Consider the following 15,094-nt stretch of genomic DNA (forward strand, 5'->3'; position numbering starts at 1 on the left):
TTGACGTGTGCGCAATTCGTTTTCCCCGCCGGTAATGCTTCGCTTTGTATTGCCTCACAACCAGTTGTGAACAATTGTAAATTGGCGTTGTATGAGCCCGTTCGGCGCGCTAAGGTATTAGCTTGCACGGCTCCTCTGCGACGACCCGCGCAGCCTAGTCACACGAAATACGGGAAACGCTATGCTTACTGCCACCTACGTCTTATTGACGCTCTCTATCGAACAAAAAAAGGAACGCCACTTCATTTCGCGTCTGCTGCAATACGTGCAGTCGATCGCGCGCCGTCCGCAGGAAATCGATCCTGTGTTCATTGAAGCCCAGCTCAAGGAGCTGACCAGCTTTGCCGAATCCCGCCACCAGCGCAAGCTCGAAGCCTGCCTGATGCCGGCCATCCGCGCCGCCGAACCGAACAGCACGCCGCTGCTCAACGATCTCGAATCCCTGAGCCAGCGCGGCAGCGCCATGCTCAACGCCGTCTACCGCTGCCTGCGCCGCGCCATGCGCCGCAGCGCCTCGCAGGGCAAGTTCCTGTGCAAGACCGTCGACCTGTATTGCCACAACCTGCTCAAGCGTCTCGACAAGGAGGAGCAGGAACTGCTGCCGCTGGCGCAAAAGGTGATTTCCAGCGAGGAGTGGTTTGAAATCGGCAGCCAGTTCCTGGCGCAGGACGATGACAACGCCGCCTCGCGCCCCGAGCTGCGCCCACGCCGCGACTATCCCGGCATGGGCTACGGCCACGCCGCCGCTTAGCGGAAGGCGTAGCTGGCGTTCACGTACACAAAGCGCCCGCGCGGATCGTAGGTGCTGGTGTCGTAACCATACTGGAACTGCGCGGCGATCGGGACGAAGGTCTGCGGCTGGCGGTCGAACAGGTTGCGCACGCCCAGCGTCAGCGTGGTGTTGCGCAAGCCGCGCCACGCCAGATTGGCATCGTAGGTCGCCTGCGCGCCCATGAAGACCCGGTTGCCCAGCAAATCATGGGCTGCCTCGTAACGCGCGCGGTAGTTCTGGATCAGGGTGGACGACAAGGCGCCCGCGCTCCAGGTCGCGCTCAGCGTGTGCTTCCAGCGCAGCACCACCCCGCCCGCATCGGCGCCGATCACCGCCGTGCCCTTGGCGTCGACCAGCGTGCCCACCTTGTGCGACACCACGCCGCCGGGACTCATCTGGTCGAACTTGTCCATGTAGGTGCCGTTCAGCGCCACATCCAGCCGGCCCTGGCCGAAGCTGTGACGGCCGGTGACGAACAGATCGGCGCCCTGCACGGTGGCGTTGCCGGTATTCGCCAGCACGGTTTTCACCAGATCGATATCGTTGCCGTTCAGGACCACCAGGCCGGCGTAAGCCGGATCGCCGGCGCGGAAGCGCGACACCACTTCCTGCGCCGACGGCGTCGCCAGGATATCGCTGATCTTGATGCGGAACAGGTCGACGCCGGCGTTCAGCCAGCTGGCCGGCGACCACACCACGCCCAGCGTGGCCTGGCGCGATTCTTCCGGCCGCAGGTTCGGGTTGCCGCCGGTCAGGCCGTTCACCTGCAGCGAGCTCTGGCCGGTTTTCGGATCGCTGAACGCCACCGTGGTGCCCAGCACCTGCGGGCGCCACAGGTCGGTCAGGGTCGGCGCGCGGAAGCCGCTGCCGGCCGAGGCGCGCAGCAGCAGGCTGCGCAGCGGCTGCCAGCGCAGGCTGGCCTTGTAGTTGGTGGTGGTGCCGACATCGTTGTAGCGGTCGCTGCGCAGCGCCACGTTGGCTTCCAGCGTGGACAGCAGCGGCGCATTGATCTCGCCGAACACCGAACTGATGCTGCGGCTGCGATCGACCGGCGCCGAGGCGCCGCCGGCGCCGCCGATATCGCCACTCAGCAGCGCAGCGCTCGGCGCCAGCTTGTAGCTTTCATGCCGCGCCTGCAGGCCTGCGGCATACTGCACCGCGCGGCCGTCCAGCTGGAACAGGTCGCCGCTGATCTTGCTGTCGACGATGTTGCTGTCGGACCAGCCGTCAATGGTCTTGCCGGTGTATTGCGCCGCTTTCAGCTTGTCCGCCAGCGCGCCGGTCTGCACGCCGCCGGGCGCCCACGGGTTCCAGTTGTTGGCCGGGTCGTTGATGATCTTCGCGTACTCGACCTGCAGGAAGTAGCCCGACGGCAGCGTGCCCGACACCTTGCTGCGGTTGGCGGAGAACGCCACTTCGTAATCCTGCCCCCACACTGTGCCGCGCGCGCCGCCGACCAGGCGCGACTGGGTGGCCACGTCGCGCGACTGGCGCGGGCCGAAGTCGAACACGCGGCTGGTGATCGCCAACGGCTGGCCAATCAGCGCATTGAAACCCTGCGCCTGCAAATACGGCACGGCGATTGCCTGATAGGCAGGATTGCTTGGATACAGGATCAGCGCCGGATCGACCTTCTGCTGGGTGAAGGCCTGGTCCACCACCAGGAAGCTGCGTCGCACCGGGCTGGTCTGGATGGTCTGCGTCACCACGCTGCGCGACAGCAGCGCGTCGGCAAACAGCTGGTGCTGCTCGTTGAGTTTGTAGGTGAGGTTGCCGGTGACGTTGGCCAGCTCGCGCGCCGGCAGCAGGTTGGTGTCCGAGGCGCTGTCGTAAGCGCAGTAAGGCGCGCCCTTGCTGCTTGGCGTCGGATTCTTGAACATCTGGATATCGGCGCACTTGCCCTGCGCCGCCAGCGGATTGCCGTAACCGGTGGCCGGCGACGCGCCAAAGCCCGGCGCGCGGTCGTTCGGATATGCTCCCGGCATCACCGCGCCCTCAATGTTGCCCTGCCCGGTGGCGCCGGACACGTAGTACGGCATATTGTTGCCCGACCTGGCGTAATCGCGGTCACGCCCGAACAGCGCCTTCTCCTTTTCCCACGAGGCCGACAACACGGCGCTGTAACCGTCGGTATCCAGCTTGCCCAGGCCGCCGACCAGGGACGCCTTCTGGTTCTGCGCACCGCCATGCGTGGTGGGCGAACCGGCGCCGCCCGTGATTTCCAGCCCTTCGAAGTTTTTCGACAAAATGAAGTTGACCACGCCGGCCACCGCATCGCTGCCATACACGCCGGAGGCGCCGTCCTTGAGCACCTCGATGCGCTCAATCGCCGCCAGCGGGATCACGTTGACGTTGACCGTGGCGCCGCCGCCGCTGGCAAACGCCGCCAGCCGGCGGCCGTTGACCAGCACCAGCGTGCGCTCCGCGCCCAGCCCGCGCAGCGAGATCGACGCCAGGCCCGAGGTGCCGCTGGACGCGCCGCTGGCGCTCGAGGTGGCGCCGGCCGACGACAGCGAGGCGATCGACGCCAGCAAGCTTTCGGTGCTGGTGGCGCCGATGCGCTGGATATCCTGCTTGCTGATCATCTGCACCGGCAACGCGGTCTCCGAATCGGCGCGCTTGACCGACGACCCGGTCACCTCCACCCGCGCCATCTTCTCGCCCTCCGCAGCCTGCTGCTGCGCCGATGCCGGCAGCGCAATCAATGCCGCTGCGCTGCCGGCAAACATCATGCGCAACGCGTGCGCCAATACGGTTTCCTTCATTGTGCTCTACTCCCTTTGGTTGACGTTTTTAATTTTTTTAAAGCGCAGCAGTCCCCGCCGGCCAGCCTTGGAGGGCTGGCCGGTGCGGATTTGGCTGTGGATAGTGCTAGCTTATGGCGTTATTGCGAGGCGCCGGCTTCCTGCATCATGCGGCTCAGCAGATACAGGCGCGGCGCCACCGAGTCGATGGTGATGTACTCGTCCTTGGCATGCACGCCGTCGCCGGCCAGGCCGAAGGCTTCCAGCACGATGGCCTTGCCGGAACGGCCCGCGTAGCCGGCATCGGTGCCGCCGCCGGTGCCGGGATACAGCGCCAGCTTGCGGTCGATTTCGCCGTAGATCGCCTGCGCCTTGGCGGCCCAGGCGCGCGCCGCCTCGCTGGCGATGAACGGCGGCCGGCCCGGCTCGATGTCGATGGTGGTGACGGTGTCCGGCACCAGCGGCGTCGCCACCTTGTCGCGCAAGGCTTGCTGCAGGCGCGTGAGGCCATCGGCGGCGCTCAGGCGCACATCGCCCAGCGCGGTGGCGCTGGCCGGGATCTGGTTGGTCACCAGGCCGGCATTGGCGCGCGTCCAGTTCAGCTGCGCGCCCGGCACCTCGATATCCTTGGTCTGCATGATCTGGTGCGACAGCTCGACCAGCGCATTGCGGCCGGTCTTGGCCGACACCCCGGCGTGCGAGGCGCGGCCCTGCACCGTCATGTTGGCGGTGGCGATGCCGCTGGCGCTCATCAGGATGCCTTCCAGCTGCGCGCCGTTCGGCTCGCAGGAAAACACGAAGTCGTGCTGTGCGCCCTGCGTGGCTATCCATTCGCCGGAAACGCGGGAACCGATTTCCTCGTCCGGGTTGAAGATCACCGTCAGCTGCGCGTAATCGCGCCAGCCGCGCGCATGCAGCATCTCGACGGTGTGCAGGATCAGCGCCACGCCGCTCTTGTCGTCGGCGATACCGGGACCGTACACCCGGTTGCCGTCGACGCGGTACGGCTGGCTGGCCAGGATGCCGGGCTGGTAGACCGTATCCATGTGCGCAATCAGCATGATGCGCTTGCGGCCCTTGCCAGTGAAGCGGCCGGTGAGGATATTGTCCCTGCGCTCCACCGCCGCGCCCAGCGCCTTCAGGCGCTTCTCGCTGTAGTCGGCCACGCGCGTCACGCCGGCGGTATCGCTGCTGCCCGATTCCATCAGCACCAGATCCTTGAGCGTGGCCAGCAGCGGTTCCTGCTGGCCGCGCGCGGCGTCCAGCAATCCGTGGTCGGCGGCGGATGCAGCAGCTGCGGCGCTGATCAGCGCCGCCATCAAAAGCTTCTTCATTGTCCATTCCTCGCTAGTTGCACATAGAAGCGGATCGCTTCCAGATAGTTGTCCACGCCCAGGCGCTCATTGGTGCCGTGGAAGCGTGGCAGATCGTCCTTGCCCGCGCGTACCGGCGAGAAGCGGTACACATGCTGGCTGACGTCCTTGTAGTGGCGCGCATCGGTGGCGCCGATCACGATGCCGGGCGCCACCACCGCGTCGTTGAACACTTCGCGGATGGTGCGATTAATCAGCGCATACTGCGCCGACTCCATTGGCGACACCGGCGATGGCTCGGAGGCGCCGGCGTCCAGCTCCGCGTGCACCTCGTCGTTGTTGACGGCATCGCGCACATGCGCCATCACGCCGGCCACCGAGTCGCCGGGACGGATGCGGAAGTTAACCACCGCATCGGCGCGACCGGGCAGCACGTTGTCCTTGTTGCCGGCGTGGACCACCGTCAGCGCGGTGGTGGTGCGCAGCACGGCGTTGGTGCCGGGCGCCTGCGCCATTTGCTGCTTGACCACCGGCGCGAACAGCCACAGGTTGGACAGCACCACGCGGTTCATGCCTTGCATCTCGGGCGCGATGCTGTCGAACATGTCGCGCGCCACGCCGCGCAGCTCAACCGGCATCTGCTGCTTTTCCAGCGCGGCCAGTGCTGCGCTGATGGCGCCGATCGCGGTCTTCTGCGGCGGCATCGACGAGTGGCCGGGCGCGGTCTGCACCGCGAGGTTGACGCTGGCATAGCCCTTCTCCGCCACGCCGATCAGCGCCACCGGACGGGCGATGCCGTTCATGATGCCTTGCGTGACCAGCATGCCCTCGTCGAGGATATAGTCGAGCTGCACGCCGCGCGACTTGAGCAGCCTGGCGATTTCCACTGCGCCGCGCCGGCCGCCGACTTCCTCGTCGGCGCCGAAGCCGAGATAGAGCGTGGCGCGCGGCTGGTAGCCCTGCGCCAGCAGCGTTTCCACCGCCTCCATCTGCGCCACCAGGCTGCCCTTGTCGTCCCACGAACCGCGGCCCCACACAAAGCCGTCCTTGACCACGCCGTCGAACGGCGGCTGCTGCCAGCTGGCCTCCGTACCCGGCGCCACCGGCACCACGTCCTGGTGCGCCAGCCACATCACCGGCCTGGCCTGCGGGTCGCTGCCCTGCCAGGTGAACAGCATGCTGTGACCGACCATCTCGCGCTTCAGCGTCGCGTGCAGACGCGGGAAGGCTTGTTCCAGGTAGGCTTGCATCGCCACGAATTGCTCCGCGTTGGTGTCGCCCGACGCGGCGTCGGAAATCGTGCGGAACTTCAGCGCGCCGGCCAATCGTGCCGCCACCGCATCACGTTCCAGCGCCAGCGGCGCAATCGTTTTCACATCAAGCTGGCGTGACGACAGCCGCCAGGTATTCCATGCCAGCACCGCGACGACGATGCCAATCATCGCCAGCGCGGCCCATAAAATTCGCTTCAACATAAATCGAAAATCCCCACTTTCAAGATCTAAAAAACTGCGCCACAATGGTGCGCCTCATGGTGGTGCGTGGTCCGTTTTGGACACTGTTGTTTTGCGTTGTTGCGGACGATTCTAAAGCTTGCTTATGCAATATCGTGCAGCTAATATCGCCAATATGCAGACCAATCCCGCCACCGAACTCGCGCCGCTAGATGTGCAATTGCTATGGCTTCCGGAAGCCATGCCGGGCAGCGTTTTTGCCGCGATCGATGTGCTGCACACCGCCGGCGGCATACTGCAGATGCGCCAGCCGCAACGCGAGCGGCCACTGACATGGCACGTGATCACGCCGCCCGGCGTCGAGGCGCCGCTGAGCGCCAGCGCCATGCCGCTCTACACCAAACTGCCGGCGCAGGAACTCGCGCCCGACCGCACTTTGATCGTGGTGCCGGCACTGGGCACGCGCAACGCGCCGCACCTGGGCGAAATCATCGAACGCCATCCCGAAGTGCTGACCATGCTGCACGACCACGCGCTGCGCGGCGGCCTGATTGCGGCCTGCTACACCGGCATGGCCTTCCTGGCGCGACTGGGCTTGCTGAACAGCGCGCGCTGCGCGCCGCCGTGGGCCTATCAATCGTGGATGAAACACAATTACCCGGACGGCGATTTCGCCACCGACGAGCCGATGTCCTTCCATGAGCGCATCGCCACCTGCACCGCGCCGGCGCTGCAAACCGAATTCATCTCGGCGCTGCTGGGCCGCCTGCTGCATGCCGACATCACGCAAGCCTGCATGCAAGTGCTGAACTACCAGCAGCGCCGCCAGCAGATCACCTCCGACCTGGCCGGCGCCTGGCTGACCACCACCGCCGACAGTCCGGTGTACCGCGCCACGCAATGGCTGCAGGCCAACCTGGAACAGCCCTACAACCTGCAAACGCTGGCGGAGGTGGCGGCCACCAGCGAGCGCACTTTGCTGCGCCATTTCCGGCAGGCGGTGGGCATGTCGCCGCTCGACTATCTGCACAAGCTGCGTGTGGAGCGCGCCAAGGTAATGATGGAAGTCTCGCTGCACAACTTCCACACCATCGCTTCCGCCTGCGGCTATGCGGACGCCAATTCCTTCCGCCGCCTGTTCCACCAGGCTACCGGCATGAATCCCAGCGTCTACCGCGAACGCTTCACCTTGCGGGCACGCCGCCCGCACTGGAAGGTGGAGCAAAAATCTGAAAGGGCTCTCGCATCATGACCCACGGCGCCACGATCCTTCACCTCCGTGGCGCTGCCGGCATGAGCGCCATTTACCGCAAGGTCAGCTGGCGGCTGCTGCCGCTGCTGATGCTGTGCTACGGCGTGGCCTATCTGGACCGCGTCAACGTCAGCTACGCCAAGCTGCAAATGGGCGCCAGCCTCGATTTCAGCGACCAGGTCTACGCCTGGGGCGCCGGCATTTTCTTCCTCGGCTACTGCCTGTTCGAACTGCCCAGCAATCTGCTGTTTGAAAAAATGGGCGCGCGCAAAACCCTGCTGCGCATCATGCTGTGCTGGGGCGCGACCGCCGCCGCCAGCGCCTTCGTGCGCGAACCGGTCGAGTTCTACATCCTGCGCTTCATGCTCGGCGTGTTCGAGGCCGGCTTCTTTCCCGGCGTGGTGCTGTACCTGACGTACTGGTTCCCGGCGGCGCGGCGCGCGCGCGCGATCGCCCTGTTCGGGTCCGCCGCGCTGATGGCTGGCGTGGCGGCCGGCCCGCTGTGCGGCGCCACGCTGCAATACTTGCACGACTACGGCGGCCTCGATGGCTGGCAATGGATGCTGCTGCTGCAAGGCCTGCCGGCCACGCTGCTGGGCGTGGTGGCCTACTTCTACCTCGACGACAAGCCGCAAGACGCGCGCTGGCTGTCCTCCTTTGAACAGCAGATGATCGAACAGGACCTGGAGCGCGACGAGGCAGCGCTGAACGCGGGCCAGCCGGCAGCGGACAGCGACGCCGAACCGCCGTCCGCGCTGAGTACCGTGTGGTCGCTGCTGCGCGAGCCGTCGATATCGCTGCTCGCGCTAGCCAACCTGCTGTTGCTGGCCGCCAGCTACGCGCTGGTCTTCTGGTCGCCGACGCTGATGCAGCGTTGGGGCGCAGGAAGCCATATGCAGCTTGGCCTGCTGGCCGCCATCCCCAACCTGGCCGGCGCGATCGGCATGATCATGATCGGTTACGACTCCGACCGCCGCCACGAACGGCGCGGCCACTTTATCGCCTGCATGGTGCTGGCCGCCGGCGGCCTGGGACTGGCGATCGCCGCCGACCACAATCTCGCCTGGTCGCTGGCTGGCCTGACGCTGGCATCGCTGGGCATCGCCTCCGCCTCGCCGCTGCTGGTGTCGATCGTCACCGGCCTGCTGAACCGCAGTCGCGCCGCCATCGGCATCGCACTGGTGGGCAGCTTCGGCCTGCTGGGCGGCGCGGTGGGACCGCCGCTGAGCGAACGCATGCTGCACTGGGGCGGCAGCGCCGGCATGCTGGCCGCATTGATCGTGCTGTATCTGGCGGCGGGCGTCATCTTGCTGTGGGCCTTGCGCCTGGCGCCGCGACGCGGCGGCCCCGATGCCGGGCATGGCCAAACCGACAAGATGGCTCGCAACTAAGTGTTGGGCTAGAATCTGGAACGCGCCGCGATCCGGCGCGCCCGATTACCCAACCTACAAGCGAAACTACCGATGCGTTTTGTACTGCCTCTCTTAGCGGCCGCCATCGCCGCCGGCGTGAATGCCGCGCCCACTCCCATCACCCTCGATCAAGCAATGGCCAATCCGGACTGGATCGGGAATCCCGTGGAAGCGGCATGGTGGGGCTGGGACAGCCGCCAGATCTACTTCAAGCAAAAACGCACCGGCTCCGCCGTCCGTGACACTTATCAAGCCACCGGCGGCGTGAAACTGGTAGAAGAAAAACAGCTGGCCAATCTCGATAGCGAGCATGTGGTCTACAACCGCGAACGCACGCGCGCCGTCCTGCTGCGCAACGGCGACCTGTTTGAACGCGACCTGAAGACCGGCGCCCTGACGCAAATCGTGCGCGGCACCACGCCGGCGTCGGACGCGCAATACGCCGCCGACGGCAACCACGTGCAGTTCCGCGTGGGCAGCGACTGGTTCAGCTGGAGCCGCGCCGAGCGCCTGGTGTCGCCGGTCGCGCTGCTGCGCACCGCCAAGGATCCTGAAGCCGCACCGGACGCCGACTTCCGCCGCGACATGCAGCTGCGCCTGATGTCGACGCTGGCCCGCATCAAACAGGAGAAAGACGAAACGCGCGACCAGCGCAACGCCGACCGCGCCGCCGACGCCACCCGCGCGCCGCTGCCGATCTACCTCGGCGATAAAGTCACCATCGAAACCAGCTCGCTGTCGCCGGATGGCCGCTACCTGCTGGTGGTCACCGCCGTGAAGGATGGCGACAAGCGCCGCGTCGGCAAGATGCCGCGCTACGTCACCGAATCGGGCTACGAAGAAACCGACGACGAACGCAAGCGCGTGAGCGAAGCCGGCCCGCTGCAGCAGCAACTGAAACTGGTGGAAGTCGCGACCCGCAAAGTCACCGAGCTGTCGCTGGACGACCTGCCGGGCATCAAGACCGATCCGCTGGCGGAAATGCGCGCCGCGCAAAAACTCGATGCGCTGAAAGGCAATCGCAGCGTGCGTTTTGAAGGCCGCGAAGAATCGATCCGCTGGAGCGCCAACGGCGCGCGCGTGGCCGTGATGGCGCAAGCGATCGACAACAAGGACCGCTGGATCGCCGGCGTGGATCTCACCGCCGCCAAACTGAAACCGCTGCACCGCCTGAGCGATGCGGCATGGGTCAACAATCGCGGCAACGACTTCGGCTGGCAGCCGGACAACAGCACCCTGTGGTACGAATCGGAAGAAAGCGGCTACTCGCACCTGTACCTGCAAGGCGCGGACGGCAAGGCGCGCGCCCTCACCTCGGGCAAATGGGAAGAGTCGAACGTGACCTGGTCGGGCGACGGCCAGACCGCCTACTTCATGTGCAACCCTAAACTGCCGGGCACTTATGAAGTCTGCTCCACCAACACCAAGGACGGCGCGCTGAAGGAACTGACCTCGCTGGGCGGCGTCGAAAGCTTCACCCTGTCGCCGGACGGCCGCAAGCTGCTGGTGCGCTACTCCACCGCCTACATGCCAACCCAGATCGGCACCGTCGCCAGCACCGGCGGCGCCATCACCCAGCTGACCGACACCCGCACCGCCGAATTCAAGGCACGCGAGTGGATCCAGCCTGAAATCGTACCGGTGCCATCGACCCACGGCGCCGATCCTGTCTGGGCCAAGCTGTATCGCCCGGCCACGCTGGAAGCAGGCAAAAAATATCCGGTCGTGATGTTCGTGCACGGCGCCGGCTACCTGCAAAACACCACCAAGCGCTACCCGGTCTACTTCCGCGAGCAGATGTTCCACAACCTGCTGGTGCAGAAGGGCTACATCGTGCTGGACATGGACTACCGCGCCTCGCTGGGCTATGGCCGCAACTGGCGCACCGCGATCTATCGCCAGATGGGCCACCCGGAGCTGGAAGACTACGTCGATGGCCTGAACTGGATGGTGGCCAACCAGCAGGGTGACGCCGCCAATGTCGGCATCTACGGCGGCAGCTACGGCGGCTTCATGACCTTCATGGCGCTGCTGCGCGCACCGGACCAGTTCAAGGCCGGCGCTGCACTGCGCCCTGTCACCGACTGGACCACCTACAATCACGAGTACACCGCCAACATCCTGAACACGCCGGAGCTGGACCCGCAAGCGTACAAGGTGTCGTCGCCGATCGAATACGCCGACAAGCTGAAAGGCCACATCCTGATCGCCCACGGCATGATCGACGATAACGTTTTCTACCAGGACTCGGTGCGCATGGCGCAGCGCTTCATCGAACTGAAAAAGGACAACTGGGAACTGGCCTCGTATCCGCTGGAGCGCCACGGCTTCGTGCATCCGGAAGCGTGGTACGACGAATACCGCCGCATCTACCAGCTGTTTGAACGCACCCTGAAACAATAAACAGGAGAGTTATGAAAAAGCTTGCCGCCTCGCTGATCCTGGCGACCTTGTTCACCGCCGCCCACGCCGAAACCAAGCACCCGGCGTGGTCGCGCAGTTCCAATGTGTATGAAGTCAACCTGCGCCAGTACAGCAAGGACGGCACGCTGAACGCGTTCACGGCCGACCTGCCGCGCCTCAAGCAGCTAGGCATCGACATCATCTGGCTGATGCCTATCCATCCGATCGGCCAGAAGAACCGCAAGGGCGCCCTGGGCAGCTACTACGCGGTGCAGGACTACAGCGCCGTCAATCCGGAATTCGGCAGCATCGACGACGTGCGCAAGCTGGTGAAGCAGGCGCACGCGCTGGGCATGCACGTGATCCTCGACTGGGTGGGCAACCACACGGCGTGGGACCACCCGTGGGCTACCCAGCATCCGGACTGGTACAAGAAAAACGACAAGGGCGAAATCGCCGCCGTCAGTTTTAAAAACGGCGCCGGTGAAACCGAGGAATGGGCCGACGTCATCGGCCTCGATTACAGCAACAAGGAACTGTGGCCGGCCATGACGGCGGCGATGGCGTTCTGGGTCAAGGATATCGGCGTGGACGGCTTCCGCGCCGATGCGGCAGGCTTCGTGCCGACCGACTTCTGGAACCAGGCGCGCGCGCAGCTGGACAAAATCAAGCCGGTGTTCATGCTGGCCGAAGGCGACGACGCCGCGCTGCACGACAAGGCCTTCGACGCCAGCTACGACTGGTCGCTGAACGGCATCATGAAGAAGATCGGCAAAGGCGAAGCCGGCGCCGCAGAATTGCGCGCTTACGTCGGCAACGCGGGCAAGCCTTATCCGCGCGACGCTTACCGTTTGCAGTTCACCAGCAACCACGATATCAATTCGTGGGAAGGCACGGACCAGCAGCTGTATGGTCCTGCGTGGGGCGCGATGCAGGTGCTGAGCTACACCCTGCCCGGCATCCCGCTGGTCTACAACGGCCAGGAAGCAAAGCTGGACAAGAAGCTGGCGTTCTTTGAAAAAGATCCGATCGAGTGGAAAAACATCGATCTGGAATTGTTCTTCGCCGGCTTGAACGCGCTGAAGAAACAGCATCCGGCGCTGTGGAACGGCGCCTCGGGCGGCGCGGTGCAGCTGCTGGAAGTGGGCAACGACAAGCTGTTCGCCTTCAAGCGCCAGCAAGGCGCGGACAATGTGCGCGTGATCGTCAACCCGACCGGCCAGCTGCAGAAATACAAACTGGCCGGCGACGAAGGCCAGGCTTTCCTCAAGCCGTGGCGCTGGCGCATCGTCGTGCCGGAGTAAGGCTTATTCGGTAGCCAGTCGCTTGCCGAGACGGTACAGGTACTCCTGGCCGTCGTACAGCGACTTCACGCGGATGTGCTCATTCAAACCGTGCGCGCCGCTGCCTTCCGGGCCGTGGAACATACCGCTGATGCCGTAGGTCCAGATGCCGGCGTTGTTCAGGAAACGGCCGTCGGTGCCGCCGGTCGACATGGTCGGAATCACCGGCACGCCCGGCCACATATCATTACTGATTTCCTCAACAGCTTTCATCAGCGCTGGCGGCATCGGCGGCATCGGGCCGTCAACGCCATCGCCGACGCGGGTGATCTTGATCTTGTCATCAGCCACCACGCGCTGCAGCGTGGCCTGCACTTCGGCGATCGGCTCGCCCGGCAAGATACGGCAGTTGACGATGGCGCGTGCGCGCTGCGGCAGCGCGTTGTCGGCATGGCCGGCATCGACCTTGGTCGCCACGCAGGTGGTACGCACGGTGGAGTTGTGCACCGGGCTTACGGCGTACAGGCGATCCAGCGCAGCCTGGTCCGGCGGATCTTGCAGGATGGCCTTCATGTCTTCCGCCACCTGGCCTTTTTCCACTTTCGACATGCGCTCGTAGAACGCGCGCGTCACCGGCGACAGCTTGAACGGGAACGAGAACTGGCCGAGGCGCGACAAGCCGTCGGCCAGATGGTAAATCGCGTTGTCCTTGAACGGCGCCGAGCTATGGCCGCCCGGATTGGTCACCTCCAGCTGGAAGCTCTGGTAGATTTTTTCGCCGGCCTGAATCCCGTGGCGTACCGGCTTGCCTTCCTTGTCCAGCAGGCCGCCGCCGCCTTCGTTGAGCGCGATCTCGGCATCGATCAGCGCGCGCTGATGGTTGACCAGATATTCGGCGCCGTCGAACTTGGACGGCACCAGCTCTTCATCACAGGTCAGCGCCAGGATGATGTCGCGCTTGAGCGGCAGCTTTTCTTTTTTATACAACAGCATATTGTTGACGAAGGCAGCGGCCATCGCCTTGTCGTCCGAGGCGCCGCGCGCGTAGAACATACCGTTTTCCTCGACCAGCTTGAACGGATCGCGCTCCCAGTCTTCGCGGTTGGCTTCCACCACATCGATGTGGGCCAGCAGGAGCAAAGGCTTCTTGCTGCCGTCGCCCTTCAGGCGCGCCACCAGATTGCCCTTTTTCGGGCCGCCGGGCGGAATCACCAGTTGGATCTCGCTGTCCTTGAAGCCGCCGGCCTTCAGGCGCTTGGCCATCTTCTGCGCGGCCAGCGTGCAGGAACCGATCGAGTTGGTGGTATTGGTTTCCACCAGCTCCTGGTAAATCGCGCGCATCTGCTGCTGCACCGGCGTCAACGGCGCGCCCTGCGCCGCGCCCGCCACCGCCAAACCTGCCGCCAACCAAGCTGCCTTCTTCATAGAGATCCTGTTCAGGTGAGATTGCATAAGCGGTCAAATTTATACTTCGACCATAAGGCTGTCAATAAAATGGATTCAGACCCTTGCCAAACTACGCCGGCGGTCGTTATAATGCGTGCCCTTGGCCTGGTAGCTCAGTTGGTAGAGCAGAGGATTGAAAATCCTTGTGTCGGTGGTTCGATTCCGCCCCGGGCCACCAAGATTCAAAAAAAACGCCGATCTGCTCTTAGGTCGGCGTTTTTGTTTTCAGCGCAAAAAGTTCGCATTAGCGAGTGCCCAAAAATCAGAGGGCTGGACCGGCAAGCCAGTTAAGGGACGGCACTTCGCTACGACGCTGTCACCTGTCTATTGGTGAAGAAAGCTTCAATGACGTGCGGGTCACAGCCCCGCGTTATCGTAATCCAGAAGTACTCATCTATCATTTTAGGGTATGCCCTATGCCTCTTGCCAAGCAACTTCGGCAAACTACTCCACTCTTCCCCGGAAGTGAGTAACTGGCTTTGCAAATCCATCAATTCATTCTGGATCTTGAATAGATAATCTGTATAACCCGCACCGTCATTTTTAAGATTCAGCCCCTCGTATATAGGGGTGTCCCAAGGCGAAAATAAATTTGGACGAAGAGCAAATAATGTCTTTGCGGCCCCCACTGGACCGACGCTCACATCAAAATCCCGGTTTCGGCCCAGTTTTCTTGCTGCTTGTTTCTGCGCTAAAGCATCGAACAATTCGGAAATAGCTCTTCTATTTTTTTCCAAATCGTAATCTAACAAGCTTTCATCCGTAGATGGAAGGCTCAACTCGTGCTGTGTGTACCATTGAGTAAAGCTTTCGATGGTTTTCTCCTCGTCAGCCTTCTTAAATTGACGGCATCCCCAAGAGCGAAGCCAGGCAAGTAGTGCGACAACTTGTTCTTTTGTATTAAGTTGAAGGTTAGGATATCTTTCCGATAGCGTTAAATACTTTGCGTCGTAACCTGATAATTGATTATAAAGATAGCACGCTGTTTGCAGATGCTTCAGATTCATTTTTTATA

General features: G+C 63.7%; 10 protein-coding genes and 1 tRNA gene. 6 read left to right on the top strand and 5 right to left on the bottom strand.

The genetic code is table 11. The features are described 5' to 3' along the window. The first annotated feature begins 181 nt into the window (after positions 1-181). Positions 182-751: a hemerythrin domain-containing protein gene (locus BMZ70_RS22490; RefSeq protein ID WP_092279706.1), complete on the top strand. Its 570-nt coding sequence runs from the start codon at positions 182-184 to the stop codon at positions 749-751. Here the strand turns inward: BMZ70_RS22490 and BMZ70_RS22495 are convergent. The 3 genes from BMZ70_RS22495 to BMZ70_RS22505 all read right to left on the bottom strand — a co-directional run bounded on the left by BMZ70_RS22495 (position 748) and on the right by BMZ70_RS22505 (position 6,304). Then, complete coding sequence (locus tag BMZ70_RS22495) at positions 748-3,537, bottom strand: TonB-dependent receptor (RefSeq protein WP_092279708.1); 2,790 nt, start codon at positions 3,535-3,537, stop codon at positions 748-750. The two genes, BMZ70_RS22490 and BMZ70_RS22495, sit on opposite strands and share 4 nt — an antisense overlap. A gap of 119 nt (positions 3,538-3,656) precedes the next feature. Continuing rightward, positions 3,657-4,850 (bottom strand): glutamate carboxypeptidase, encoded by a 1,194-nt coding sequence (locus BMZ70_RS22500; RefSeq protein ID WP_092279710.1) that lies wholly within the window; start codon positions 4,848-4,850, stop codon positions 3,657-3,659. Further along, entirely contained in the window at positions 4,847-6,304 is a 1,458-nt protein-coding gene (locus tag BMZ70_RS22505; RefSeq protein ID WP_092279712.1) for a M20 family peptidase, read from the bottom strand. Before BMZ70_RS22505 ends, BMZ70_RS22500 begins: the two co-directional genes overlap by 4 nt. Positions 6,305-6,428: 124 nt before the next feature. On the opposite strand from BMZ70_RS22505, the gene BMZ70_RS22510 reads away from it, so the two are divergent. The 4 genes from BMZ70_RS22510 (at position 6,429) to BMZ70_RS22525 (ending at position 12,654) form a co-directional block, all read left to right on the top strand. Further along, the gene (locus BMZ70_RS22510) at positions 6,429-7,535 is read left to right on the top strand and encodes a GlxA family transcriptional regulator (RefSeq protein ID WP_229205551.1); all 1,107 of its coding nucleotides are present in this window, start codon (positions 6,429-6,431) and stop codon (positions 7,533-7,535) included. Between the two features lie 41 nt (positions 7,536-7,576). Then, entirely contained in the window at positions 7,577-8,926 is a 1,350-nt protein-coding gene (locus BMZ70_RS22515) for an MFS transporter (RefSeq protein WP_229205552.1), read from the top strand. A gap of 72 nt (positions 8,927-8,998) precedes the next feature. Then, the gene (locus BMZ70_RS22520; protein WP_092279718.1) at positions 8,999-11,350 is read left to right on the top strand and encodes a S9 family peptidase; all 2,352 of its coding nucleotides are present in this window, start codon (positions 8,999-9,001) and stop codon (positions 11,348-11,350) included. A gap of 11 nt (positions 11,351-11,361) precedes the next feature. Continuing rightward, complete coding sequence (locus BMZ70_RS22525; RefSeq protein WP_092279720.1) at positions 11,362-12,654, top strand: alpha-amylase family glycosyl hydrolase; 1,293 nt, start codon at positions 11,362-11,364, stop codon at positions 12,652-12,654. A gap of 3 nt (positions 12,655-12,657) precedes the next feature. Here the strand turns inward: BMZ70_RS22525 and BMZ70_RS22530 are convergent, their stop codons facing one another. Then, positions 12,658-14,058 carry a M20/M25/M40 family metallo-hydrolase gene (locus BMZ70_RS22530; protein ID WP_092279722.1) on the bottom strand — a complete coding sequence of 467 codons (1,401 nt, stop codon included), beginning with the start codon at positions 14,056-14,058 and terminating at the stop codon, positions 12,658-12,660. Between the two features lie 123 nt (positions 14,059-14,181). Between BMZ70_RS22530 and BMZ70_RS22535 the strand changes: the two genes are divergently transcribed. Beyond that, a tRNA-Phe gene (locus BMZ70_RS22535) sits at positions 14,182-14,257 on the top strand. Positions 14,258-14,384: 127 nt separating this feature from the next. Here the strand turns inward: BMZ70_RS22535 and BMZ70_RS28125 are convergent. Then, positions 14,385-15,086, bottom strand: a complete 702-nt coding sequence (locus BMZ70_RS28125; protein ID WP_130301068.1) for a hypothetical protein — start codon at positions 15,084-15,086, stop codon at positions 14,385-14,387. Positions 15,087-15,094: the final 8 nt, after the last annotated feature.

It is taken from the genome of Duganella sp. CF402 (assembly GCF_900109645.1).
Taxonomy (GTDB): Bacteria; Pseudomonadota; Gammaproteobacteria; order Burkholderiales; family Burkholderiaceae_D; genus Rugamonas.